This window comes from Desulfovibrio aminophilus DSM 12254 (assembly GCF_000422565.1).
In the GTDB taxonomy this organism is placed as follows: Bacteria; Desulfobacterota; Desulfovibrionia; order Desulfovibrionales; family Desulfovibrionaceae; genus Aminidesulfovibrio; species Aminidesulfovibrio aminophilus.
Genome location: NZ_KE383875.1, coordinates 131742 through 156689 on the forward strand (window position 1 = coordinate 131742; position 24948 = coordinate 156689).

Here is a 24948-nt window from a genome sequence, read left to right on the forward strand (position 1 = left end):
TCCTACGCCATCCGCAACAGCATGCTCGACGTCTGGGTCGTGCTCGGCTTCGGCCTCATCGCCTACTTCGGAGGCTTGGTCGGCCTGGACACCGGGGCCATGGCCCTGGGCATCATCCTCGGCCCCATGATCGAGGAGAACCTCGGCAAGTGCTTCCACCTCTCCAAGGCCGAGGGGTCGCTGTGGAGCGTCTTCTTCACCAGTCCCATCTCCATCATCCTCATCGTGTTCACGGCGCTCTCCGTGGCCACTCCCTACATCCTGGAAATGAAGCGCAAACGTTACGCCAATCAGAGTGACAGCGAAGGAGGTTCCCATGCGTAGGTCTTTTTCCGACATCGTCTCCGGCCTGGGGTTCCTGGTCGTGGCCGCGGCCTTCTGGTTCGCCGGACGCGACCTCACGGGCATCAGCCGCGTGTTCCCCACCGGCCTGGAGGTCTTCCTCGGCCTCGGCGGTCTGGCCTTGGTTTTCAACGGCATCCGGCTGGCCCGCAAGGAGGCCGCCTGCGAAAAGGAGTTCATCGCCTGGAACCGGGTGGTGCTCATCACTGCGGCCTCGGTGATCTACGTCCTGCTCATCCCCCTGGTCGGCTTCTATGTGACCTCGGTGGTCTTCCTCTTCGTCCTGGCCATGATCCTGGCCGAAAAGGGCAAGGGCAGGAAGGGCATGGTCCAGGCCCTGGCCTTCTCCGGCGGACTGGTCGGGCTCATCTGGCTGGTCTTCCTGCAGATCCTTCAGGTGCCCACGCCCTCGGGCGCCCTCTTCTAGGATCACGGGGGAACAGAACCGCATGCCGCGCGCCAACGTCATGAGCCTGTTGGGCAAGCACCCTTCCGACGGCTGGGCCGTGGGCTGCTTCGCCGTCTACAACCTGGAGTTCATCCGGGCCGTGACGGACGCGGCCGAAATCGAAGCCGCCCCGGCGATCCTTTCCCTGGACGCCGAGGACTCCTCCCGACGCGGGCTGGAGGCCCTGGCCGCTGCGGCGCTGCACGCCGCGGGCCGGGCCTCCGTGCCCATCGCCGTCCACCTGAATCACGCCAAACGGTTTGATTTCCTCCTCGCAGCTCTGGACGCGGGGCTCGACTCGCTCATGTTCGACGGGTCGGCCCTGCCTCTGGAGGAAAACATCGACCTGACCCAGAAGGCCGCCCATCTGGTCCACGAAGGAGGGGGGGTCATCGAGGGTGAGGTCGGTGTCCTGAACGGCCCGGAGGACATCGCGGTGTTCCGACGCTTCGTCCGGGAGACCGAGGTGGACAGCCTGGCCGTCACCCTGTCCCCGCGCGGACCGGCCTGGGAGCCGTTGGTGCGGGAGCTGGTCCGGGAGCTGCCCGTGCCCCTGGTTCTGCACAACGGCAGCGTCCTGGGCGAGGCCGGCCTGAAGCAGGCCGTGCGCGCGGGCATCCGCAAGGTCAATGTGCATACGGAGCTGTTTTCGGTCTTTACCCAGGCCGTGTGCCGGGATATGGACTCCGGGCAGGGGTGCAGCCTCGCCGCCCTGGAAAGCGGGGTGGATGCGCTCACCAGCTGTGTCCGCAACCGTCTGCGCCTGCTCGGCTCCTCCGGGCGGGCTGGAGCGTCCTGATCCCGGAAATGCATACGATCACCGACCGACGCTGCGCCTGGGACCGCTGCCGCAGGGCCGGTCCGGCCGTCCTTTCCCTGCTTTCCGGGCTGCTGCGCCTGGGACGCCCCGATTCCGTCGCCTCCCTGCTGGACGACGGCTGCGGCGCCGGCGCCCTGTTGCGGGAACTGGCGGCTTGGCCGTTCCTGGAGCTGGATCTGGCCGGGATCGATCCATCCGCCTCCATGCTGCGCCGGGCCACGGCCGCCCTCTCCGGCCTGCCCGTGCCCCTCGCCCAGGCCGACATGGCCCACCTGCCCTTTCCCCCGGCCAGTTTCGACGCCGTGGTCTGCGTCCACTCCCTGCACCGCTGCCACGCCCTGGAACCCAGTCCGGCCCTGCGTCTGTCCGCGCGGCGGGCGGCCCTGGCCGAGGCTGCGCGAGTGTTGCGCAGGGGCGGCATCCTCGTGGTCATACAAAGCGACATCCGCCAGGAGGAGGCCGATCCGCTCTGGAGCCGTTATTTCCCGGCGGCCCTCAAGTACAAGCGCGCGATCCGGCCCCGCTCCCGCGACATCCAGCGCTGGATGGGCGAGGCCGGGGTGCCGTTGCAGGGGCTCAAGCCCTTCCACGACCATCTGGCGCGGCCCCTGTTCCGGCCCGAGCTGGCCCTGGACGACGCCTTCCTGACCCTCTTCTCGGAATTCGCCTTCCTCGGCGAGGAGGCCATCGCCGAGGGCCGTGACCAGCTGCGCCGGGACCAGGAGAGTGGGCGGCTGGCCGCCGTTCTTGAGGAATCCCTGCGGCGCTATGAACGACTGGGCGGCAACCTCACGGCCCACTGGGGCCGCCGCCGCTGAGTTCCGGGCCTGGACCACGACACCCCGCAGGCGGTATGCTCTGGGCATGACCTCCTCCGACCGCCATACCCTCTCCGCTCCCATGAGCCGGGCCCGTCTCCTGCGCCGGGGATCTGACCGCCCGGGCCCCGTACTTTACTGGATGCACCGCGAGCACCGCGCCGAGGACAACTGGGGTCTGCTCCTGGCCCAGGACCTGGCCGCCGAACGCGGCGAGGCCTTGGCCGCGGTCCACTGCCTGGACCCGGCCTATCCCTCGGCCACCCTGCGTTCCTTCGCCTTTCTGCTCAAAGGCCTGCGCGAAACCGAGGCCCGGCTGCGGGCGAAGAACATCCCCTTGCTCTCCCGCCTGGGCTCCCCGCCCGCCGAGATCGTCCGCCTGGCCCGCGAGGCGGGCCTCTCGGCCCTGGTCACGGACTTCGACCCCCTGCGCCACAAACGGGCCTGGGTCGAAGCGGTGGCCCGCGACCTGGACGCCGACATCTGGGAAGTGGATTCGCGCAACGTGGCGCCCTGCCTGCTGGCCTCGGACAAGAAGGAATGGGCCGCGCGCACCCTGCGGCCAAAAATCCACCGGCTCCTGCCCGATTTTCTGGAGGAGCCCCGGCCACTGGCCGCGCATCCCCGGCCCTGGCCCGGAGCCGCTCCGGCCGTGGATTGGGACACTACCCTGGCGGCGCTCAGGCCGGACGCCTCCGTGCCCGAGGCGGACTGGATCGTTCCGGGCGAGACCGCTGCGGCCGAGGCGCTCCGTTCCTTCCTGGCCGAACGGCTGGCCCGCTATCACAAGGAGAAGAACGACCCCAACAAGGGGGCCGTGTCCCTGCTCTCGCCCTACCTGCACTTCGGCCAGCTCTCATCCCTGCGCGCGGCCCTGGCCGTGTCGCGCGCGGCGGTTCCGGCCGAGGCCCGGGACGTGTTCCTGGAGGAATTGGTCGTGCGCCGGGAACTGGCGGACAATTTCTGCTTCCACGAACCGCGCTACGATTCGGTGGAGGGGTTTCCTGCCTGGGCCCGCGCGACCCTGGACAAGCACCGCGCGGACACGCGCCCGGCGATCTATTCACCGACCGACTTGGAGGATGGGCGAACGAACGATCCGCTCTGGAACGCGGCCCAGCTCCAGATGGTCCGCTCCGGGCACATGCATGGCTGGCTGCGCATGTACTGGGCCAAGAAAATCCTGGAATGGTCGGCCTCGCCGGAGGCGGCCCTGGAGACGGCCATCCGGCTCAACGACCGTTGGCTCCTGGACGGCCGCGACCCCAACGGCTACACGGGCATCGCCTGGAGCCTGGGCGGGGTCCACGACCGACCCTGGGGCGAACGGCCGGTGTTCGGCACGGTGCGCTGCATGACCTTTCGGGGAGCGCGCGGAAAGTTCGACGTGCGGGCCTTCGCCCGAAGCATGGGCGCCTGGACCGGGGACTAGCGGGAGCGGGTCCGGCAACGCTCCAGAAGCGCGACGGCCTCTGCGTGCTCCGGGTCCAGTTTGACGGCGTTTTCCAGATATTCCACTGCGGTGCGGGCGTCGCCGCACTCGCTGAAGACCTTGCCCAGGTTGAAGGAGACGTTGGCGCTGCGCAAGTGAAAACGGGGGTTGATCTCCAGGGCCTTGCGCAGAGCCAGCATGGCCTCGCGCTTCTTCTCTCCGTCGAGGTAGGCCAGGGCGATGTTGTAGTGCAAGCCCTCGTCGTCCGGGGCCACGGACTGGGCCTTTTCGTAGTTGGCGATGGCCTCCCGCCACTTGCCCTGGCGGCGCAGGGCGATGCCGAGCCGGTTGAAGTAGATCAGATCCTCGCGGGTCAGGTTCTTGCCCTTGGACTCGATCATCTTCGCCAGGTACTTTTCGGCCAGCTCGGGGGAGGTGTCGCCCACGGCGTTGGCGATGTTCTCGGCGATGACGCCGATGATGCTCATGGCCTCCTGGGTGGCGGCGTCGATGGCCTGGTCGAAGTACTTCTCGGCCGTGCTGAACTCGCCCTTGCCCGCGTGGACCTTGCCGATCTCGCACTTGCGCTCGGTGTGCAGGGGGGAAAGCCGATCCAGCTTCTTGAGGTACTCCAGGTACAGCTCCTGGTCATGGTCCTTGTAGACGTTGGCCAGGCGCTTGAGCGGCTCCAGGTAGAGCGTGGAACTCTTGTGGGCCTCCAGGTAGGCCTCGATGGCGTCCTCGCGGCGGCCCATCTCCAGATAGGCGTCGCCCTTGAGCATGAGTCCGGCCGGGCTGCCCGGCTTGAGCGCGAGGATCTTCTCGGCCAGTTTGAGCACCTGCTTGAGGTCGCCCTTGTTCAGGAAGTCCTTGCCCACGTCCATGAGTTCGGAGAGCTTGCCCTGGGGCTTGATGGTGAAGGCCAGCTTCTCGATGACGTTGTTCATGGAGGCGGGCTTGGCGATGACGTTGTTCACGCCCAGTTCGTAGAAGTAGGCGATGTTCTCCTTGCGCGTCTCGCTGACGAGCACGATGACTTTCTGGTCCGGGAAGAGATTCTTGACGTTGACGATGAATTCCGTGCTGGGACGGCCCTTGACCAGCCGCTCCACCAGGAGGATCGCCGGCACCTTGCGCGCGCCGTATTCCCGGATGGACTTGGAGGCCGCGGGCAGGTCGGAAAAGACATGTACGCAGTCGCGCTTCACGCCCACGGTCTTGTTGATGGCCATGCGCAGAACCTTGACGAAGAGGGGATCCTCGGAGACCAGCAAGAGCACGTTCTCGGTCTTGTCCAAAAACTCAAAGACGATTCTGTCGTACACGCCGGTATTCATCGCGAGCCCCCCAAAAAAAGATATGGACGACAAGGGTCTCCCCCGCCGAGGACCGGATCATATCCGAATTCGGATGTCTGGAAAAGACCGGCTTGACATGTATCGTTCAGGCGATGACTCGCAGAAGCCAGACAAGGCCGACACCCGTGACCAGGGACAACGGCAAATTGGCGAAACGCGCGGCAACGGCCACGGTGGCCGCGGTGGCGACCCATTCCGGGAGTCCTCCGCCCAGGATCGACGGCGCGAGAATGGCCACCAGAACCGTCCCCGGAATGGCCTGGAGGAAGGCCCCGGCCCGGCCGGTGAGCCGCAGACGGTTGACGAGGAAGAGCCCGGCGGCGCGGGTCAGATAGGTGACCAGGGCCATTCCGGTCACGGCCAGGGCGGTCTGCCAGCCTTCAGGCACGGGAGCGGTCCCCGTCCCGCCGCATGAGCGCCGCGGCAAGACTCCCGGCCAGGGCCCCGGCCAGAATATGCCACTTGCCCGGCAGGGCCTTGGCCGCCAGTACCGAGACCAGGGCCGCCAAACCCCAGGGCAGGATGTCGCCCCGGCCCCGGCGCAGGCCGGTGAGCAGGGCCAGAAACACGGCCGTGAAGGCGAAGTCCAGGCCGTAGCGCGCCGGGTCGCCCAGTCCGGCCACGGCCACCCGGCCCAGCAGGGTCGCGGCCAGCCAAGCCGCGTACACGATCAGGCCGCTGCCCAGGAGATAGGCCCCGTTCACGGCTCCGCCCCGGGCATAGCGCGCCAGCGTCAGGGCCCAGGACTCGTCGCAGAGGAAGAACAGGGAGCCATAGGCCTGCAGCGGCGTCAGCCGGGAGAACCAGGGCCCCAGGGCCGCGCCCATGAGCACATGGCGCAGATTCACGGCCAGAGTGGTGATGAAGAGTCCGGCGAAAGGCAGATTCGGGCCCCAGAGGTCCAGGGCCACGAACTGGCTGGCCCCGGCGAAGACGAAGCCGCTCATGCACAAGGCCCCGGCGGCTCCCAGCCCGGCCTGCCGGGCCAGAGCCCCGAAGACCAGCCCATAGGTGAACACCCCCAGGGCCACGGGCCAGCTCGCGCGCGCGCCCTCCAGCAGTCCGGCTCGATCGAAGCGCAGGCCGCCCGCGCTCACCCCGGAAGGGCCTCGACCTCGGCCAGGGTCGCCGCCGCGCCGATTTCCAGGCCCTCAACGCCCTCCAGGTTGGCCTTGGCCAGTTTGGAGAGCACGCCCTTGGGCCCCAGCTCCAGGAAACGGCGGCAGCCCGCGTCCTTGAGATTGTTCATGGTCTGGACCCAGAGCACGGAGGAGGTCATCTGGGCGGTCACGGCCTTCTTCGCGCCTGCGGCCGAGGGCTCGGGCCGGGCGGTGGCGTTGTGGTACACGGCCAACTCCGGCGCGCGCCAGTGGAGTTTGTCCAGAAGCTTGGCGAAGGCGGCGGCCGCCTCGGCCATGAGCGGACTGTGGAAGGCCCCGGACACGGCCAGGGGAATGGCCCGCCCCTTGCGCTCCTTGACCAGCTCGGCGGCGCGGTCCAGGGCGGGTTTCTCGCCGGAGAGCACGAACTGGGCCGGGGAATTGTAGTTGGCGATGCGCAACTCCCGTCCGGTGTCCGCCAGGGCCTGGGCCGTCACGGCCTCCACCTCGGCCTGGGGCAGCTTGACCACGGCGGCCATGCCGTGGCCCTCGGCCCCGGCCTGGGACATGAGCTTGCCGCGCAGGACCACGGCGCGCACCACGTCCTCCACGGAGAGTATCCCGGCGGCGGCCAGGGCCGCGAACTCGCCCAGGCTGTGCCCGGCGGCGGCGGCGGGACGCAGACGGCCGCGCGCGGCCAGCCAGATGCTCAGGTTGACCACTGTGAGCGCGGGCTGCAGGGCCGAGGTCTCGGCCATGTCGGCCTCCTCGCCGTCCCAGTAGATGCCGCGCAGGGGCAGGCCGGACTCTCTCTCGGCCAGGATCCAAAGGTCGCGGGCCTCGTCGCGGGCCTCAGCCAGGCCGCGGCCCATGCCTTTTTCCTGGGAGCCCTGGCCGGGGAACAGAACGCACAGATCACTCATGCGGGATTCTCCTCCGCGCGCGGCGGGGGTTGATGCGGCGTCCGCGCGGACGCGGCCGCCTTTTCATCGAACAGTCGGAAGCACACGGACGGACGACACCGATCCGTACGCGGACTCCGGATTCTGGACATGCGGCCTGGCGGCCCGGACAGCCTCCTCAGCGGGCGGCGTCCTCCCCGATGAACTTCCTGGCGATGCTCCGGGCCGCGCGGCGTCCCGCGCCCATGGCCGAAATGACCGTGGCCGCGCCGGTGACGATGTCGCCGCCCGCGTATACGCCGGGGATGGAGGTCTCGCCGGTCTCGGGATCCACCTCGATGTAGCCGCGCTTGGAGAGCTTCAGCTCCGGCGTGGACTCCAAGAGGATCGGGTTGGGCCGCGTGCCGATGGCGATGATCGCCGTGTCGATGGGCAGGTCGAAGGTCTCGCCCGTGGGCGCGGGGCTGCGGCGGCCCGAGGCGTCGGGTTCGCCGAGCTTCTGGCGCTCCAGGGTCACGCTCACCAGGCGGCGGTTCTCGTCGCCGTTGTAGCGCAGGGGATTGGCCAGGATCTCCAGCTTCACGCCCTCTTCCAGGGCGTGCTCCAGCTCCTCGCGTCGGGCGGGCATCTCGCCCTTGGTCCGGCGGTAGACGATATGCACGCTCTCCGCGCCCAGGCGCAGGGCCGTGCGCGCGGCGTCCATGGCCACGTTGCCGCCGCCGAACACCGCCACGTGCGCGCCCCGGGTCACCGGGGTGTCGTACTCGGGGAAGGCGTAGGCCCGTCCAAGGTTCACGCGGGTCAGGTATTCGTTGGCCGAGTAGACCCCGATGAGGCTCTCGCCGGGGATGTCCATGAACCGGGGCAGGCCAGCGCCCACCCCGATGAACACCGCGTCGAAGCCCTGGTCCAGGAGTTCGCGCACCAGAATGGTCTTGCCGCCCACCCAGTTGGTCTTGAACTCCACGTCCAGCGCGCGCATGGCGTCCACCTCGCGGCGCACCACGTCCTTGGGCAGCCGGAACTCCGGGATGCCGTAGATGAGCACGCCGCCCAGCTCGTGCAGGGCCTCGTAGACCGTGACCTTCACGCCCAGGGCGGAGAGATAGCCCGCCACGGTCAGGCTGGAGGGGCCGGAGCCGATGCAGGCCACGCGTATCTCCCGGGGCAGCGCGCAGGTGGTCTCGCCGGTGAGCTGCATGCAGCCGTTCTCGGCGGCGAAGGAGTCGGCCACGTAGCGCTCCAGGCGGCCGATGGCCACGGGCTCGCCCTTCTTGCCCAAAATGCAGGAACCCTCGCACTGGACTTCCTGGGGGCAGACGCGGCCGCAGACGGCTGGCAGGGAGTTAGTCTGGCGCAGAACCCGGTAGGCCCCGTCGCGATCGCCCGCCCGCAGCCGGGCGATGAAGCCCGGGATGTCGATCTCCACGGGGCAGCCCTTGCGGCAGAGCGGGGTCTTGCATTGCAGGCAGCGGGACGCCTCCAGGGCGGCCAGCTCGGCCGTGTAGCCCAGGGTCACTTCCAGAAAGTTCCGGGCCCGCACGAACGGCGGCTGCTCGGGCATGGGCGTGCGCGGGGTCTTGGGCTTCTTGGGGGTCTTGGTCTTCTCGTTCATGAGCGGGCCTTGAATTGGTCGAAGGACTGTTTCTCCTCGCAGCGGAACTGACCGAGGCGCATCCGCAGCTCCTGGAAGTCCACGGCGTGGCCGTCGAACTCCGGGCCGTCCACGCAGGCGAAGCGCACGTGGCCGTCCACCGTGCAGCGGCAGGCGCCGCACATGCCGATGCCGTCCACCATGATGGAGTTCAGGCTCACCGTGGTCTTGACCCCGAAGGGCTTGGTGACCTTGGCCACGGCCTCCATCATGGGCACCGGGCCGATGGCCACGACCTCCTCGATGTCCTTGTCCTCCTCCAGGCGCTTCTGGAGAACCTCGGTGACGAAGCCCTTGTGGCCCCGGCTGCCGTCGTCCGTGGCGATGAGCACCTCGGGGCAGAAGGAGCCGAGTTCGTCGCAGAACAGGAGCAGATCCTTGTTGCGGGCGCCGATGACCGCCACCACCCGGTTGCCCGCCTCGTGGTGGCCCTTGGCGATGTGGTGCATGGCCGCGATGCCCGTGCCGCCGCCCACGCAGATCACGGCCTTGCGCTTCTCGATGTGCGTGGGCCGTCCCAGGGGGCCGCAGACGTCCAGGATGTTCTGGCCTTCCTGAAGGGTGGCCAGCAGGGCCGTGGACTTGCCGACCACGAGAAAGACGATGGTGATGGTCCCGGCGGCCGGGTCGCGGTCCGCGATGGTCAGCGGAATCCGTTCGCCGTGGTCGTTGACGCGCAGGATGACGAAGTTTCCGGGCCGGGCCTTTGCGGCGATCATGGGCGCGTCCACGACCATGAGCACGGTCTGTCCCGGAATGAGATCCTTCCTCTTGACGATGCGGTAGGGCATGCGGCTCCCCTCGTTTGGCTGAACTGCCCGGCCGAACGCGGCTCGGGGTGCGGAAAGATACTCCCGCCGCCGGGCTCTTGTCAAAAAGCCGAAAGGCCTTTATAAACAACAGGTACAGGATCGCCATGATCCCCGAAAAGCCAACTCCCACGGATGGGAGGCGGAAAACCACGGGTCCTTCAGGAATGAGCGCGACGGTTTCGTCGCGGGGACGGCCGGGCTGCCGAGAGAGGCGCGTCCGGCCTTTTTTGCGTCCTGAGGCCAACGAGAAGGAGCAACCCGTGACCCCAGCAGTCGGCGGCGCCGCCGGCCAGGCCCTGCGTCAGTATCAGGCCGTCGAACGACGGGACTCCGTCCTGTCCGACGCCCTGCGCGGCGCCACGATCACGGCCCGTTCGCTGGGATTTTCCCTGGGTTCCCTGGGGGTTTCCTACGAGTCCGCCGACGTCTCCCTGCAGAGTGCCCCCGATCCGGGACAGACCCGTGCGCGACGCGCCTTCCAGGGAGCCATGGAGGCCGACGGACTGTACGAGGCCCTGCTCGTCCAAGGGGGAATCACGGAGACCACGCCCGGCAGCCGGAGCGGCCCCTCGCTCCGCCGCCAGGGCTTGGCCGCCTATGCCGCCCAGGCCTCCGACGGAACGTCGGCCGGTGTCTCCATGCTCAGCGTCGTGGTTTGAGCGAGCGGTGTTTCCGAGGAGGAACACATGTAATTTTCTTCATGCCGTCAGCGTCCCTGTGCCAGAAGGCCACCTTCGGATCCCTCGGGAGGGGAGACGATGGAGGCTGCCATGCATTGATCCCTTCCCGCGGCCAGGGGCCGCGCCCCCAACGTCCCTTTCGGCGATTCCTTGAATTGCATCCTGACGACCCTCCGCGCTCCTCCCGCGCGGGGGCAGCAGAAGGAAACGTGCATGGCGCTCTCAAGCATCTGCGGCGGAAGCGAGATCACGAGCCTGCTCTCACTCGCCCAATCCGCCCACATGGACAAATCGGACGCCGACCAGGCGGGCCGGTTGTTCAAGGAAAAGGACACGGACGGCAGCGGCGGCTTGTCCATCGACGAAATGCGTTGCAGCCAGGAGATGTTCGACCGCTTCGACACCAACAAGGACGGCGTGGTCTCTCCGGCGGAGTTCCAGGAGGGACTCAAGCAGCAGCGCAAGGAGGCCGCGGGGCAGGCCGCCGAGGGCGAGATGAACCGCAACGCCTTCCTGGGCCGCATCCAGAGCGGCATGGGCCAGAACGGCGACGGCCCCGAGGCCCGGATGGCCTCCGACATGCTGGACCAGTACGACAGCGACGGCGACGCCTCCCTCTCCGCCGAAGAGACGGGCCTGAGCGCTGAAGAATTGGCGGCCTACGACACCGACGGCGACGGCCTGCTCTCCTCCAGCGAGATCCAGGCCGGACTCAAGGCCGACCACGAGACCATGATGGAGCAGGGCGACAACGACCTGGCCCAGCGCATCATGGGCGAACTGGACGCCGACGACGACGGCTCCCTGAGCACCGGCGAACTGGGCTCCGACACCTCCATCTCGGCCTTCGACACCAACGGCGACGGCCAGGTGAGCGCGGAGGAGCTGGTGGCCGGGCTCAAGAGCCGGCGCGAGGAGATGGCCGCCCAGATGGGCGCGCCCACCCAGACCGCCGATTCCGGAGAAACCACCACGGCTTCGACCGACGCGGCATCCGGCTCCGGCGGCTCCGGCGGTTCGTCCTCCTCGTCCACGGACGAGATGGACACCAACGGCGACGGAACGGTCAGCATGGAGGAGTTCCTGGCCTGGATGGAGAAGCACGGCAACGCCCAGGCGGGCGGGTCCGCCTCGCTGTCCGGCAACCTCTTCCTGAAGGCCCTCTCAGCCTACAAGGAGCAGGCCGACTCGACCATATACTCCATCTTCGGGGACACCATCGGCAGCGGGCTGGCAGCCACGGCCTGAACATCGCCGCGAAACACGGGGGGCTTCGGCCCCCTTTTTTTCGTTCTCTATTGAGAGCGAAAATCGTTTTCATTGACACTTCCCGAACCGAGTCTTATCCAGACACGATGGACACGACGCAAAAACAACACGCCCGCGTCACGGGAATGCATTGCGCGGCCTGCTCGGCCCGCGTGGAGCGGGGGGTCGCCGCCCTGCCCGGCGTGGCCTCGGCCCAGGTCAACCTGGCCGCCGAGAGCCTGGATGTGAGCTGGGATCCCGCCGCGCTTCGGCCCGAGGACATCAAGGCCGCCGTGGAGGACATGGGCTACGGGCTGGAATTCGCCCCGTCCGAGAGCCGCCTCGACCTGCGGGTCACGGGTATGCACTGCGCGGCCTGTTCGGCCCGCGTGGAGCGGACCGTGGCCGCCCTGCCGGGCGTGACCTCGGCCCAGGTCAATCTCGCAGCCGAAACCGCGGGCATCCTCTACGATCCGGCGTCCATCGGCCCTCGGGCCATCCGCGAGGCCATCCGCGAAGCGGGTTACGGCACGGAGGCCCTGGCCGGAACCTCGGACTTCGAGAAGCACCGCCAGGAAACCCTCGAACGGGTGCGCGCCCAGGGCCGGGCCCTGATTCCGGCCTTCGCCCTGGCCCTGCCCGTGTTCCTCCTCTCCATGGGCCACATGATGGGCCTGACGCTGCCCGCCTTCCTGGCCCCGGACAGCGCGCCCCTGACCTTCGCCCTGGTCCAGGCCGCGCTCACCGCGCCGGTGCTCTGGATCGGCCGCAACTTCTACCGCTTCGGCATCCCGGCCCTGCTCCGCCGGGCCCCGAACATGGACTCCCTGGTGGCCCTGGGCACCGGGGCGGCCTTTCTCTACAGCCTCTGGAACACCCTGGAGATCGCCCTGGGCCGCCACGAGCTGGCCCACGACCTCTATTTCGAGTCCGCGGCCGTGCTCGTCACGCTCATCTCCCTGGGCAAGTACCTGGAGGCCCGCTCCAAGCTGAAGACCACCGACGCGGTGCGCGCGCTCATGGACCTGGCCCCACGCACGGCCACCCTGCTGCGGGACGGCGCGCAGGTGGAAGTGCCGGTGGACGAGCTGGAGCCCGGCGACGAACTCGTGGTCAAGCCCGGCGAACGCATCCCCGTGGACGCCCGCATTCTCAAGGGCTCCACGCGCATCGACGAATCCATGCTCACCGGCGAGCCCCTGCCCGCGGCCCGGGCCGAGGGCGACGCCGTGGTGGGCGGCACCCTGAACACCACCGGCGCGCTCACCCTGCGCGCCGAGCGCGTGGGCCAGGACACCATGCTGGCCCGCATCGTGCGCCTCGTGCAGGAGGCCCAGGGCTCCAAGGCCCCCATCGCCAACCTGGCCGACCGCGTGTCCTACTATTTCGTGCCCGCGGTCATGGCCGTGGCCGCCCTGGCCTTCCTCGGCTGGCACCTCTCCGGGGCCGGATTCGATTTCTCCCTGCGCGTCTTCGTGGCCGTCATGGTCATCGCCTGCCCCTGCGCCATGGGCCTGGCCGTGCCCACCTCGATCATGGTCGGCACGGGCCGGGGCGCGCAGCTCGGCGTGCTCATCAAGAGCGGCGGGGCCTTGCAGAAGGCCGGGGAGATCACGGCCGTGGTCTTCGACAAGACCGGCACCCTGACCCACGGCAAGCCCGAACTCACGGACCTGGAAGTCCTGCCCGAGGCCGGCATTTCCGAGGCCGAGGCCCTGACCCTGGCGGGCTCGGCCGAAAGCCTCTCCGAGCACCCCCTGGCCAAGGCCGTGACCGCCTCGGCCCAGACGCGCGGCGCGGCCCTCTCCGAGCCGGAGTCCTTCGAGTCGGTCACGGGCCGGGGCGTGCGCGCCCGGGTGATGGGCCGCAGCCTCCTGCTGGGCAACCGCGCTCTGCTCACCGAGGCCGGGGTCGCTATCCCGCCGGAGATGGACTCTCTGTCAACGCGCTTTTCCGGGCAGGCCCGCACGGCCCTGCATCTGGCCGTGGATGGCCGGGCGGCCGCCGTGCTGGCCGTGGCCGACAAACTCAAGGACGAAGCCCCCGAGGTGGTGGCTCGGCTCAAGGCCCTGGGTTTCTCGGTGGTCATGCTCACCGGCGACGACGAAATCACGGCCCAAGCCGTGGCCCGCGAGGCCGGCATCGAAGAGGTGGTGGCCGGGGTCCTGCCCGACCGCAAGGCCGCCGAGATCGAGAAGCTGCAACAGCGGGGCCTGGTCACGGCCATGGCCGGAGACGGCATCAACGACGCCCCGGCCCTGGCCCGCGCGGATTTGGGAGTGGCCATGGGCTCGGGCATTGACGTCGCCGTGGAATCCGGCGACATTGTGCTCATGACCGGCGATCTGCGCGGCGTGCTCACCGCCCTGGGCCTGAGCCGGGCGACCCTGCGCAACATCCGCCAAAACCTGTTTTGGGCCTTCGCCTTCAACACCGTGGGCATCCCGGTGGCGGCCGGAGTCCTGCACGCCTTCGGCGGTCCCACGCTCTCGCCCATGATCGCGGGCACGGCCATGGCGCTCAGTTCGGTTTTCGTGGTCAGCAACGCCCTGCGGCTGCGGTTTTTCCGCCCCGGGGACCAATAGGAGGATGCACGCATGGCAGAGAAGAAGATCGTGGTCAAAGGCATGAGCTGCGGCCATTGCGCCGGGGCCGTGACCAAAACCCTGGAAACCACCGAGGGCATCAGGAATGTGAAGGTGAACCTGGCCACCGGTGAAGTGACCTACGAAGAGGTCAATCCCGTGGACGCGGCCACCATCAGCGCGAAGATCAAGAAGGCCGGGTACGAGGTCGCCGGCTGAGCAAAGTCAACGGATATCAATGGACCATTGACGGGGGCGCCGAGGCGCCCCCGTCGCTTTTTGTCGACCACGTTCCAGTTTTTGTTGCGTACAGTCGCCTGATCCCGCTATTCTCCATTTCATGGAAAACTCATCCCCCCAGCGACTCTGGCACCGTCTTGAGGCCAATGAAACCCTCACGGCATTGGACAGTTCCATCGAGGGCCTGACCCCACAGGAAGCCGAGGCCCGGCTCGGCGCATACGGACCAAACATCCTCGCCGAGCAGGACGGAATCAACTATGCCGCCATCCTGCTCGGACAAGTCGCGAATCCCCTCATCTTCATCCTGCTGATCGCCGCCGGAGTGACCGCCGCCATGGGGGAAGTCATCGATTCCGGCGTGATCATCGCCATCCTGGTCATCAACGGGCTCATCGGATTCTTCCAGGAGATCCGCGCGGAACAAAGCGTGCGGGCGTTGCGGCGCATGGTCAATCCCCGCGTGCATGTGGTCCGCGGGGGCCGTGAGATGGAGATCGACGGCTCCCTCCTCGTGCCTGGAGATGTAGTGCTCCTTGTTTCCGGGGTGCTCGTCCCGGCGGATCTTCGCCTGCTGCAGACCGTCGAGCTGCGCGTGGACGAATCCATGCTGACCGGGGAATCGCTCCCGGCGGAAAAGAACCCTGAACGGCTGGAGGAGGAGAACCTGCCTCCGGGCGATCAGCGGAACATGGCCTTCATGGGCACTATCGTCAGCGGGGGAAGGGCCCGAGGCCTCGTCGTGCGCACGGGAGCGTCGACGGTTCTCGGAGGCATCGCGGGGGATATCCGCGGCATCGGCACCGTGCGGGCTCCCATCCAGGAGAAGATCGCGCGCTTCGGCCACCTCATCGGCTATGTGGTCATGGCGGCCTCGGCACTGCTGTTCATGCTGGGGATCGGCGTGGGCGAATCCCTGCGCGACATGTTCATGACCGCCGTCGCCGCGGCCGTGGCGGCCGTGCCCGAAGGCCTGCCCATCGTCGTCACCGTCGCCCTGGCCGTGGGCGTCGGACGCATGGCCCGGGCCAAGGCCATCGTGCGCAAGCTCCCCGCCGTCGAAACCCTCGGCAGCGCCACGGTGATCTGCACGGACAAGACCGGCACGCTCACTATGAACGAAATGACCGTCCGGAAAATATTCGACGGAAGCCGCCACTGGGTCGCGGAGGGCACCGGATACGATCCGGCGGGCGCGCTTCAATTTGAAAGCGGGCCGGACTCCGACCGGGAGGATCTCCTGCGCCTCCTGCGCGTCGGCCTGCTGTGCAACGAATCATCCCTGATCATGGAGGACGATCGCTACACGATCCGGGGCGACCCGACCGAAGGGGCGCTCATCGTCTCCGCGCTCAAGGCAGGCCTCTCCCTGGACGGCGAGCAGACGGCTCACCCCCAACTGGCGCTGCTGCCCTTCGAGTCCGAACGAGGATACATGGCGACCCTGCATCTGCAGGGGAACCGGAAGACGCTTTTCGTCAAAGGCGGGCTCGACCGACTCATGGACCTTTGTCCGGAATGCTCACGGGCGGGCTCGCTCCGCGGGACGCTGACGCGCATCGCCGGGGAGTTCGCCCGGGAAGGATTGCGCGTTTTGGCCTTCGCCGTGAAGGACATGCCCCCGGAGACCCTGACGGTGACGGAGAAGGATGTCACCGGCGGCATGACCTTTCTCGGGCTCCAGGGCATGATCGATCCGCCCCGCCCCGAAGCCCTGGAGGCTGTTTCCGGCTGCCTGCGTTCGGGCATACGCGTCCTGATGATCACCGGCGACCACGCGGACACGGCCCTGGCCGTGGCCCGGCAGCTGGGCATCGCCCGCGAGGGGGACCAGGCGCTCACGGGCCGGGAGCTGGCGGTCATGGCCGACGACGAACTGATCCTCCGCCTGAACGATACGGCGGTATTCGCCCGCATCGCTCCGGAACACAAGCTCCGGATAGTGGAACGACTCAAGGCCAGGGGCGAGATCGTCGCCGTGACCGGAGACGGAGTCAACGACGCCCCGGCCCTCAAGGCCGCCCACATCGGCATCGCCATGGGACGGACGGGAACGGACGTGGCCAAGGAGGCCGCCGACATGATCCTGGCCGACGACAACTTCGCCTCCATCTACCGCGCCGTGGGCGAGGGACGGGTAGTCTTCGACAATCTGCGCAAGGCCGTCTTCTTCCTGATACCGACGGGCATCGCGGCCATATGGTCGATCCTGGTCACGGTGCTGCTCGGCATCCCGATGCCCTACCTCCCGGCCCAGATTCTCTGGATCAACCTGGTGACGAACGGCCTGCAGGATGTTTCCCTGGCCTTCGAGCCCGGCGACCCCGACGCGCTGAACCGCCCCCCGAGACCTCCCAGGGAGCCGGTGATGAGTTCCCTGCTCTGGCAACGCACCGTGCTGGTGAGCATCGTCATCTCGGTGGGCGTGATCCTCGTCTATCTCGGCGCTCGGGCCGCCGGAGCGGAACTGGACAGGGCCAGGACCCTGGCCATGACCACCATGGTCTTCTTCCAGTTCTTCCAGGCGTGGAACTCGCGTTCCGAGACCCGTTCGGTATTCTCCATTCCGGCCTTCTCCAATCCACTGCTCTTCGGCAGCATGGTTCTCGCGACCCTGGCCCAGATCGCCGCGGTATACGCCCCGCCGCTGCAATGGGTCTTCCGGACCACTCCTCTCTCGCTGCCGGACTGGATGCTTGTCCTGGCAGTCAGCGCCAGCGTGATATTCGTGGTGGAAATCGACAAGGCGCTTCGGCGCAGATACGGCATCATGAAAAGCAGTTAGGGGGAGGTGGTTCGGATGCGCTCTGCGCGACCCGGCAACCGCGACCGGCGGCGCCAGAGCCGTATCGCCCGTTCAAGACGCAGACGGCCATACGGCAGAGAGCGAGGCCTCGGTTCCGGCGTTTTTCCAACCGAAATCCGGTCCGCCAGGTCGCCTCACACCCCTACCGATCCCCGCAAAAAAACTATAAGGTGGCTGCGGATTGCATCGCCGTCCGCCCTTGCAGCCCGGAAACCATGCACAAAAAAGGAACCCCGATGCCCAGGTACGATCTGGTCCGCAGCGTCCGCGCGGCGGGTTGAGCCGCCAAGATTCCTCCCGGGGATCTGGAGGAAGCGCTCGCCGGGCTGTCCAAGAGCCCTGACCCACGCATCCTCGCCGGAGCAGGAGGAGAGCATGAGGACGCCTGCGTCCTTTCGTTCCCGCCGGGCAAGGCCCTGGTCCAGACCGTGGACTTCCTCACGCCCCTGGTGAACGATCCCTACGAATTCGGCCGCATCGCGGCGGCCAACTCCCTCTCCGACGTCTACGCCATGGGCGGCGAACCATGGTCGGCCATGAACATCGTCTGCTTCCCCCAGGGCAAGATGCCCTCCTGGGTGCTCCAGGACATCCTGCGCGGCGGCCGCGACGCGGTGCTGGAGGCCGGGGCGGCCCCGGCCGGAGGCCACAGCGTGACCGACGACGAACTGAAATTCGGTCTGGCCGTGTCCGGCGTCGTGGATCCCGGGCGTGTGGCGGTCAAGGGCGGCCTGCGGCCCGGCGACCTGCTCGTCCTGACAAAGCCCCTGGGCATCGGCGTGCTGGCCACGGCGGTCAAGGCCGACTGGCAGGGCTGCGCCGAATTCGAACGGACCATCGTGCGCTGGTGCTCCCGGCTGAACGCGGCCGGGGCCCGGGTCATCCGAGAGCTGGGGCTCGTCGCGGCCACGGACGTCACCGGCTTCGGCCTGGGCGGGCACGCCCTGGAGATGGCCCGCTCCTCGCGCCTAGCCGTGGAGTTGCGCGTGGCCGACGCCCCCTTCCTGGACCACGTGCGGGAACTGGCGGGCATGGGCCTCATGCCCGCGGGCAGCCTCTGCAACCGCAGGCACTACGCCCCGTTCACCGAGGTCGCGTCGGACCTGGACTCCCTGTCGGCGGACCTGATCTTCGACGCCCAGACCTCGGGCGGCCTGCTCCTGGGCGTGCCCGAGGACCGGCTGGAACGGGCGCGGACCATGCTTCTGGATGCCGGGGATCTGGCCGTGGTCGTCGGCCGCGCCGTGCCCGCCGAGGCAGGTCGTCCGTCCCTGCGCCTCGTCTGAGTTCCGAAAAGGCTTGCCGTAAACCCCGCTTCGACGCATTATTCCAGCATGCGTCCCCTGTTCCGCGAGCCCATCGACACCATCCTCTCCCCATTCCAGAGGTTCTTCCACACCTCCGCGTCCAGCGGCCTGCTCCTGGTGACGGCCACGATCGCGGCGCTCGTCTGGGCCAACTCGCCCTGGGCCGGGGACTACCACGCGCTCTGGGCCATGCCTCTGAGCGTCGGCCTGGGCGGCGCACTGCTGGCCAAGCCGCTGCTGCTTTGGATCAACGACGGGATCATGGCCATGTTCTTCTTCGTGGTGGGCCTGGAAATCAAGCGCGAGTTCCTGGTGGGTGAACTGGCCTCGCCCCGGCAGGCCCTCCTGCCCATCGCCTCGGCCGTGGGCGGCATGCTCGTCCCGGCGGCGCTCTTCTGGGTCTGCAACCAGGGCTCCCCGCACGCGGACGGATGGGGCGTACCCATGGCCACGGACATCGCCTTCGCCCTCGGCGTGCTCTCCCTGCTCGGTCGCCGCGTCCCGGCGACGCTCAAGATATTCCTCACGGCCGTGGCCATCGTGGACGACATCGGCGCGGTGCTGGTCATAGCCCTGTTCTACACCGGAACCATCCACTGGACCTTCCTTGGCCTGGGCCTGCTCCTGCTCGGCTGCATGGCCGGAGCCAACGCCCTGGGGGTGCGCGCCAGCGGGATATACCTCGTCCTGGGTTGCGCCCTCTGGCTGGCCTTCCTCAAGTCCGGGGTGCACGCCACCGTGGCCGGAGTTCTGGCGGCCATGACCATCCCGGCGCGTCCCCGTCTGGGCGGCGGAGCCTACGTCGGCAGGGTACGCGATCTGATTGAAGATTTCCGCCAAGCCAACCGCAACGGCCAGGGCATGCTGGCCAATCCTCGGCGGCACAGAATCCTTCTGGCCCTGCGCCGGGCCGGACGCGACGCCGAGACGCCCCTGCAACGTCTGGAGGCCCGCCTGCATCCCTGGATGGCTCTGGCGGTCATGCCCCTCTTCGCCCTGGCCAACGCGGGCGTGGACCTCTCCGGCGACATGGGCCGCACCCTGGCCCAGCCCCTGTCCCTGGGCATCCTGGCCGGACTGCTCCTGGGCAAGCCAGTGGGCGTGGCGCTCACGGCCCTGGTTCTGACGCGCACGGGTCTCGCGGCGGCCCCCGCCGGAACGACGGCCCGCCATCTGCTCGGCGCGGGCTGTCTGGCGGGCATCGGCTTCACCATGTCCATCTTCATCGCCGGGTTGGCCTTCAACGACCCCGGGGCCGAAACCCTGGCCAAAACCGCCGTGCTGGCCGCGTCCCTGGCCGCCGGGCTTCTGGGTTGGCTCGTGCTGCGGGGCCTGCCGGAGGGTCCGGCCGAACCGACTGAAAACACGCACTGAACGCGCAAGGAGGAGATGATGGACATTCCCATGGGCTTCATGAGCGGCGCGCCCGCCTGGATCCGGGCGGCGGTCATCCTCGTGGCGGGCTGGCTGGCCGTGCGCCTGGCCGGAGCCGCCCTGTCCCGGGCCATGGCCAGGGCCGATCTCGACCCAACGCTGACGGCCTTCGCCCGGCGGGCCCTCTCGGCCGCGCTCTGGCTCATGCTCCTGGCCGTGGTCCTGGGCACCCTGGGATTCGACGTGGCCGGATTCATCGCCGGTCTGTCGGTCACCGGCTTCGTGCTCGGCTTCGCGGCCAAGGATGCCCTGGGCAATCTGGCCGCCGGCGTCCTGCTCATGGTCTATCGGCCCTTCGGCGTGGGCGACACGGTCTCGGCCGGGGGCGTGGACGGCGTGGTGCGGGAGATCACCGTGACCATGACCGTGATTCTCACCGAGGCCGAGGTGGTCACGGTGCCGAACTCCAAGATCTGGGGCGGGCCCATCAAAAACAAGACCCGCCGGGAGAGTTACTCCGCGTCCTGAGCGAGTGCTACGGGTGAATCCAGATGATCCCGGCCTGACGGCCGGTGGTCGGATTGCGGCGGTAGGAAAAGAACTCGTCGCGCATCGTCCGGGTGCACATCTCCAGGCCGAAGACGTTCTCCGGCGACAGCCCGGCGCCGACGAGCTGGTCACGGGTCAGACGCCAGAGGTCCACCGTCCGCGCGGCGTGGTCGTAATACTCCTCGAACTCCGGCCCGAACTCCTCGTGGAAATTGGTGAACTCGGCGGACGCCGGGCCCAGGCTCGGGCCGCGCACGGCCAGCACGTCCAGCGGATCAAGGCCGTAGGCCTCGCAGAAGCGGCGCGCGGCGGAACCCGGCAGGTTCATCCGGTTGCCGCGCCAGCCCGCGTGCACGGCGGCGATGTACTGCCCGCTCTTGTGCGCGAAGAGGATCGGCTGGCAGTCGGCCGTCTTGATCACCAGAGCCTGGCCCGGTCGGGCCGTGGCCATGGCGTCGGCCTGACGGGTTCCCGGTTCCTCCAGCGACCCCGGCTCGGGATCCAGAAGCAGGGTTTCGCCATGCACCTGACGGCATTCGGTCCAGGTCTCGAAGCCCAGCCGTTCGCGCAGCTCCCGGCGGTTGGCCAGGACGGTCGAGGGCTCGTCGCCCACGTCGAAGGAGAGGTTGGAGGCGGCGAAGGGGCCCCGGCTGGCCCCGCCCAGGCGGGAGGTGAAGACCGCGCTCACCGAGATCACGCCGGGGAAGGCGAAGGGAACGAACGCTACTTGAACCACAATGTTTCCTCGTCCGTGCAGAGGACGTCCACGGGCCGGTCCCAGGGGTCCGCGGGCAGCTCCGGTTGCAGTTGGAATCCGTGGGCCAGGCCCACCACCAGGGCCTCGGCCAGCGCGGGCCGGGCCAGAATCCTGTCGTAGTAGCCCCCGCCGAAGCCCAGACGGCGCCCCCGGCGGTCGAAAGCCAAGCCGGGGACAAGCACAAGGTCCGGCGTGGCGTCGGAAGCCAGGGCGCAGGCCGGGCCCGGCTCCAGGAGGGAAAACGCGCCCGGGACCAGGTCGGCCTCGCGGGTCACGCAGGCCAGGTCGGCCACCCCGGCTTCGCCCCGGCGGCAGCGCGGCAGGAGCACCCGCACTCCCCGGCCCCATGATTCGGCCACCAGGGGCCGGGTGTCGATCTCGTTCTTCGTGGGCCAGTAGGCCAAAATCTCGACGGCGTCACGCCAGCGGCGCAGCTCGCGAACCCGCGCGGCCACGGCCAGGGAGGCCCGGATCACCTCCGTGTCGGCCAGGGCCGCCCGCCGGGCGAGCATCTCCCGCCGCAGGGCCGCCTTGTCCGCCAGGGGGCGGATCACGCCGCCTCCGCGTCCTTCGGCCTGGCCAGCAGCCAGGAGAGCCGCACCAGAAGAATCGCGCCGCCCACGTTGAGCACGGTGGCGCCGATCAGCAGGGCAGGGTCGAAATCCACCGTGTTCAGGTCCGGCATGCGGATGAGGAACACGAGCACCTCCATGAACAAACCCACGAGGAGAATGCTCAGGCCGTGGTAGTGGCACTGCTCATCCACGAAATGCTCCTGGGGCGTGAAGCGGGCCGGATACAGGCCCAGGAAGCGCATGAGCCCCTCGCGTTCCTCCAGGGCCACGCCGAAGGCCACGAAGATGGTGCCCAGGCCGTCCAGGCCGAGTTCGATGGCCTCCTGGTGCGTTTCGAGGAACTTGAAATGCCCGATGATGTCCCAGGTGCCCTGCAGGGCCATGAGCACGACGACCACGTTGGCGGCGGCGATGGCCCAGCGGTGGGTGAGCACGATGAGCAGCTTGCGCATGGTTCTCCTCCTTTCTCTCCGGTGGCCGTTGTAGTGCATCGCCCCGGCGCTGTCCACGGCATTGCGGAGGAAGCTCCGGCCGGTGTAGGGTGGCCCCGGAGGCACCCATGCGACGCTTTCCCCTGTTGCTCATCCTGGCGGCCGGTCTGCTCCTTTGCGCCTGCGCGCCCAAGTTCAAACTCTTTCCGGACGGCGGCGATCCGCTCAGGGAATACGTGCTCGACGGCACCGACTCCTCGGGCAAGGTTCTGCTCCTGCCTCTGCGCGGAGTCATCAGCGACGAACCCCGCGAGGGAATGTTCTCGTCGCGGCCGAGCATGGTCCAGGACGTGGTCAGCCAGCTCCGCCTGGCCGAGAAGGACAAAACCGTCAAGGCCGTGGTCCTGGCCATCGACTCGCCCGGCGGCGGGGTCACGGCCAGCGACATGCTCTACCACGAGATCACGGCCTACCGGGAGCGGACCAAGGCCAAGATCCTGGCCTCGCTGCTCGACCTGGCGGCCTCGGGCGGCTACTACGCGGCCCTGCCCGCCGACCGCATCCTGGCCCACCCCACCACGGTCACGGGCTCGGTGGGCGCGGTCTTCTACCGGCCCAAGGTCCACGATCTGCTGGACAAGATCGGCGTGGGCATGGAGGTTTCCAAGTCCGGGGCCAACAAGGACATGGCCTCGCCCTTCCGCGCGGACACCGGCGCCGAGCGGGCCCAGCTCCAGGCCATCGTCCAGGACATGGGCGACCGCTTCCTCTCCCTGGTGCGCGAGCGCCGCAATCTTTCGGACGAGGCCGCCCGCGAGGTGGCCGGGGCCTCGGTCTACACCGCCGGGCAGGCCGAGAAGCTGGGTCTGGTGGATGGCATCGCCTATCTGCCCGAGGCCTTGGACCAGGCCCGGGAGATGGCCGGTCTGCCCAAGGAGGCCGAGGTGGTGGTCTACCGCCGCGCCGAGCAGCCCGACGACAATCCCTACAACCTGACCACCGGCCCCTTCGCGGCCAAGGCGGCCCTGGTGAGCATCGAGGCCCCCTGGGTTCTGCCGCCCAAGGCCGGGTTCTACTACCTCTGGCTCTCGGGCCAGGGCCTGGATTAGAAACAAACGGGGGAGGCGCTTCGCCTCCCCCGCCTCATTCCGTCCGGCGCGCGGCCGCCTCACCCGCCGCGTTCCTCCCCGCCCACGAAGACCCGCCGCACCGCGATCCCCGGAACCTCCTCCGGCCTGACGGCCAGGATGTCGCGGTCCAGGACCACGAAGTCCGCCAGCCGGCCCGCGGCCAGGATGCCCAGGTCGTTCTCCCGGAACACGCTCCGGGCGGCCTGGACCGTGAACATCTCCACGGCCTCGCGCAGGCTCGCGGACTGCTCCGGGAAGCCGTGGGCCGCCGCCGAGCGGATGCCGAAGAGCGGGTTGTAGCCCGTCACCGGGCTGTCCGAGCCGCCGCAGACCCGCACCCCGGCGTCCAGGCTGGCCCGGTAGGGGTGCAGCCGCCGGACCCGCTCCGGCCCGAAGAGCCCCAGGCTGTGCTCCAAACGGCCGTCCTCCAGGAACTCCGGCAGAAAGGCGGGCTGCATGGAGGCCGTGACTCCGGCCCGGGCCATGCGCTCGATCTGGCCCCAGGCGGGCAGTTCGAAATGCTCGATGCGATGGCGGTGGTCGGCCCGGGGCTCGTCGGCCAGGGCCTTTTCCAGGGCTGCGAGAACCTGCTCGATGGAGCGCTCGGACTCGCAATGCACGGCGATCTGCAGGCCCCGGCGATGGGCCTCGCGCACGAAACCCTCCATGCGTTCATCGCTGTAGAGCAGCGCGCCCCGGTTGCCGGGATCGTCGGAATAGGGCTCGAAGAGCGCGGCCGTGCGGGCGTCCAGTTCGCCGTCGGCGCAGATGCAGCCGCCGATGCGCGGCAGGCCCAGGGCCACGGTCTCGCTGAAGTCCATGCTCTGGTTCCAGCAGGTCACGCGCAGGGGCAGCCGAGCCGCGTTCTCCAGGAGCACGGGCGCGCAGCCCGGGGTCAGCTCACCGCCCTCCATGCTCTGCACCGAGGTGAGCCCCACGGCCAAGGCCCGGCGCGCGGCCTCGGCGCAGGCCGCGTCCAGGTGGGCGCGACTCATGGAGCGCATCATGGCCGGGAACACGTGGGTCAGCACACCCGGGTCGCGGACCACGCCCGTGGGCGCGCCGTTCTCCATATCCAGGCCCGGCAGATCCGGCGGCAGGCCCAGGGCCGCCACCGCCGCCGTGTTCAGGAAGGCCCGATGGCAGGTGGGATGAATGATGAGCACGGGGTTGCGCGGGGCGGCCGCGTCCAGGTCGGCGCGCAGGGGCGGACGGCCGTCGCGCAGGTTGAGATCCTCCAGGAGGAAGCCGCGCACGAACTCCCCGGGGGACAGGGCCCGGGCCGCGTCGCGCACACGGTCGCGCACTTCCTCCAGGCTCCGGGCGGCCGAAAGATCCAGGCCCAGGGTCATGATCCCGGTGAGGATCAGGTGCGAGTGGCAGTCGTGGAAACCCGGCAGGGCGAAGCCGCCGCCCAGGTCCACGGAGACGAAACCCCGGTCCTTCAGGGGAGCCAGTTCGGCGGGCGAGCCCAGGGCCGTGATCCGCCCGTCCTCCACGGCCATGCAGCCGTGGCGGGAGTCGCCTTCCAGCGTGATGAAGACGGCGTTGGTGAAGAGTGTCGGACGCATGCGCCCAGA

23 protein-coding genes, 1 pseudogene and 1 riboswitch are annotated in these 24948 nt (G+C 68.7%); of the genes and pseudogenes, 14 read left to right on the plus strand and 10 right to left on the minus strand.

Annotation, left to right across the window (positions count from 1 at the left end):
- From H587_RS20665 to H587_RS0113110, 5 genes and pseudogenes are all read left to right on the plus strand, one after another.
- Nucleotides 1–324 (plus strand): annotated as a pseudogene (locus tag H587_RS20665) (tripartite tricarboxylate transporter permease); the annotation flags it as partial.
- A complete protein-coding gene (locus H587_RS0113095; protein ID WP_027176637.1) occupies nucleotides 317–769 on the plus strand; it encodes a tripartite tricarboxylate transporter TctB family protein in 453 nt (150 codons plus the stop codon). The pseudogene H587_RS20665 and the gene H587_RS0113095, both read left to right, overlap by 8 nt.
- Nucleotides 770–791: 22 nt before the next feature.
- Entirely contained in the window at nucleotides 792–1589 is a 798-nt protein-coding gene (locus H587_RS0113100) for a class II fructose-bisphosphate aldolase (RefSeq protein WP_027176638.1), read from the plus strand.
- Nucleotides 1590–1597: 8 nt separating this feature from the next.
- Complete coding sequence (locus H587_RS19805) at nucleotides 1598–2428, plus strand: class I SAM-dependent methyltransferase (protein WP_051202819.1); 831 nt, start codon at nucleotides 1598–1600, stop codon at nucleotides 2426–2428.
- A 46-nt stretch (nucleotides 2429–2474) separates the two neighbouring features.
- Nucleotides 2475–3860, plus strand: a complete 1386-nt coding sequence (locus H587_RS0113110) for a deoxyribodipyrimidine photo-lyase (RefSeq protein ID WP_245560886.1) — start codon at nucleotides 2475–2477, stop codon at nucleotides 3858–3860.
- Here H587_RS0113110 and H587_RS0113115 read toward each other — a convergent pair.
- The 6 genes from H587_RS0113115 to H587_RS0113140 all read right to left on the minus strand — a co-directional run bounded on the left by H587_RS0113115 (nucleotide 3857) and on the right by H587_RS0113140 (nucleotide 9665).
- Nucleotides 3857–5185, minus strand: coding sequence for a tetratricopeptide repeat protein (locus tag H587_RS0113115; RefSeq protein ID WP_245560887.1), 1329 nt, complete (start codon nucleotides 5183–5185; stop codon nucleotides 3857–3859). The two genes, H587_RS0113110 and H587_RS0113115, sit on opposite strands and share 4 nt — an antisense overlap.
- Before the next feature lie 118 nt (nucleotides 5186–5303).
- Nucleotides 5304–5606, minus strand: a complete 303-nt coding sequence (locus tag H587_RS0113120) for an AzlD family protein (protein WP_027176641.1) — start codon at nucleotides 5604–5606, stop codon at nucleotides 5304–5306.
- Entirely contained in the window at nucleotides 5599–6315 is a 717-nt protein-coding gene (locus H587_RS18670; protein WP_245560888.1) for an AzlC family ABC transporter permease, read from the minus strand. Before H587_RS18670 ends, H587_RS0113120 begins: the two co-directional genes overlap by 8 nt.
- A complete protein-coding gene (locus tag H587_RS0113130; protein WP_027176642.1) occupies nucleotides 6312–7241 on the minus strand; it encodes an ACP S-malonyltransferase in 930 nt (309 codons plus the stop codon). The genes H587_RS18670 and H587_RS0113130 overlap by 4 nt, the downstream gene beginning before the upstream one ends.
- Nucleotides 7242–7398: 157 nt before the next feature.
- Nucleotides 7399–8835, minus strand: coding sequence for an NADPH-dependent glutamate synthase (gene gltA / locus H587_RS0113135; RefSeq protein ID WP_027176643.1), 1437 nt, complete (start codon nucleotides 8833–8835; stop codon nucleotides 7399–7401).
- The gene (locus tag H587_RS0113140) at nucleotides 8832–9665 is read right to left on the minus strand and encodes a sulfide/dihydroorotate dehydrogenase-like FAD/NAD-binding protein (RefSeq protein WP_027176644.1); all 834 of its coding nucleotides are present in this window, start codon (nucleotides 9663–9665) and stop codon (nucleotides 8832–8834) included. The genes gltA and H587_RS0113140 overlap by 4 nt, the downstream gene beginning before the upstream one ends.
- A 129-nt stretch (nucleotides 9666–9794) precedes the next feature.
- Nucleotides 9795–9893, plus strand: a riboswitch (cyclic di-GMP riboswitch).
- A 53-nt stretch (nucleotides 9894–9946) separates the two neighbouring features.
- Between H587_RS0113140 and H587_RS0113145 the strand changes: the two genes are divergently transcribed.
- The 8 genes from H587_RS0113145 to H587_RS18680 all read left to right on the plus strand — a co-directional run bounded on the left by H587_RS0113145 (nucleotide 9947) and on the right by H587_RS18680 (nucleotide 20454).
- The gene (locus H587_RS0113145; protein WP_027176645.1) at nucleotides 9947–10345 is read left to right on the plus strand and encodes a hypothetical protein; all 399 of its coding nucleotides are present in this window, start codon (nucleotides 9947–9949) and stop codon (nucleotides 10343–10345) included.
- A 234-nt stretch (nucleotides 10346–10579) separates the two neighbouring features.
- Nucleotides 10580–11614, plus strand: coding sequence for an EF-hand domain-containing protein (locus tag H587_RS0113150; protein WP_027176646.1), 1035 nt, complete (start codon nucleotides 10580–10582; stop codon nucleotides 11612–11614).
- Between the two features lie 107 nt (nucleotides 11615–11721).
- Nucleotides 11722–14199, plus strand: a complete 2478-nt coding sequence (locus H587_RS0113155) for a heavy metal translocating P-type ATPase (protein ID WP_084630750.1) — start codon at nucleotides 11722–11724, stop codon at nucleotides 14197–14199.
- Nucleotides 14200–14211: 12 nt separating this feature from the next.
- Nucleotides 14212–14418 (plus strand): heavy-metal-associated domain-containing protein, encoded by a 207-nt coding sequence (locus H587_RS0113160; RefSeq protein WP_027176648.1) that lies wholly within the window; start codon nucleotides 14212–14214, stop codon nucleotides 14416–14418.
- Nucleotides 14419–14539: 121 nt separating this feature from the next.
- A complete protein-coding gene (locus H587_RS18675; RefSeq protein WP_034609423.1) occupies nucleotides 14540–17224 on the plus strand; it encodes a cation-translocating P-type ATPase in 2685 nt (894 codons plus the stop codon).
- 257 nt (nucleotides 17225–17481) lie between these two features.
- Nucleotides 17482–18531, plus strand: coding sequence for a selenide, water dikinase SelD (selD, locus tag H587_RS0113170; RefSeq protein WP_084630751.1), 1050 nt, complete (start codon nucleotides 17482–17484; stop codon nucleotides 18529–18531).
- A gap of 48 nt (nucleotides 18532–18579) precedes the next feature.
- Nucleotides 18580–19926: a Na+/H+ antiporter NhaA gene (nhaA, locus tag H587_RS0113175; RefSeq protein WP_027176650.1), complete on the plus strand. Its 1347-nt coding sequence runs from the start codon at nucleotides 18580–18582 to the stop codon at nucleotides 19924–19926.
- 18 nt (nucleotides 19927–19944) lie between these two features.
- Entirely contained in the window at nucleotides 19945–20454 is a 510-nt protein-coding gene (locus tag H587_RS18680) for a mechanosensitive ion channel family protein (protein WP_169432787.1), read from the plus strand.
- Nucleotides 20455–20461: 7 nt separating this feature from the next.
- Here the strand turns inward: H587_RS18680 and H587_RS0113185 are convergent, their stop codons facing one another.
- The 3 genes from H587_RS0113185 to H587_RS0113195 are packed head-to-tail and all read right to left on the minus strand — an operon-like array spanning nucleotide 20462 to nucleotide 22259.
- Nucleotides 20462–21211 (minus strand): purine nucleoside phosphorylase YfiH/LACC1 family protein, encoded by a 750-nt coding sequence (locus H587_RS0113185; RefSeq protein ID WP_027176651.1) that lies wholly within the window; start codon nucleotides 21209–21211, stop codon nucleotides 20462–20464.
- Complete coding sequence (locus tag H587_RS0113190; RefSeq protein ID WP_342662375.1) at nucleotides 21199–21786, minus strand: 5-formyltetrahydrofolate cyclo-ligase; 588 nt, start codon at nucleotides 21784–21786, stop codon at nucleotides 21199–21201. Before H587_RS0113190 ends, H587_RS0113185 begins: the two co-directional genes overlap by 13 nt.
- Complete coding sequence (locus H587_RS0113195; RefSeq protein ID WP_027176653.1) at nucleotides 21783–22259, minus strand: hypothetical protein; 477 nt, start codon at nucleotides 22257–22259, stop codon at nucleotides 21783–21785. The genes H587_RS0113190 and H587_RS0113195 overlap by 4 nt, the downstream gene beginning before the upstream one ends.
- A gap of 107 nt (nucleotides 22260–22366) precedes the next feature.
- On the opposite strand from H587_RS0113195, the gene sppA reads away from it, so the two are divergent.
- The gene (gene sppA / locus H587_RS0113200) at nucleotides 22367–23347 is read left to right on the plus strand and encodes a signal peptide peptidase SppA (protein WP_027176654.1); all 981 of its coding nucleotides are present in this window, start codon (nucleotides 22367–22369) and stop codon (nucleotides 23345–23347) included.
- 59 nt (nucleotides 23348–23406) lie between these two features.
- Here the strand turns inward: sppA and H587_RS18685 are convergent, their stop codons facing one another.
- On the minus strand, nucleotides 23407–24939 hold the full coding sequence (locus H587_RS18685) for an amidohydrolase (RefSeq protein WP_051202822.1): 1533 nt from the start codon (nucleotides 24937–24939) through the stop codon (nucleotides 23407–23409).
- Between the last annotated feature and the right edge of the window lie 9 nt (nucleotides 24940–24948).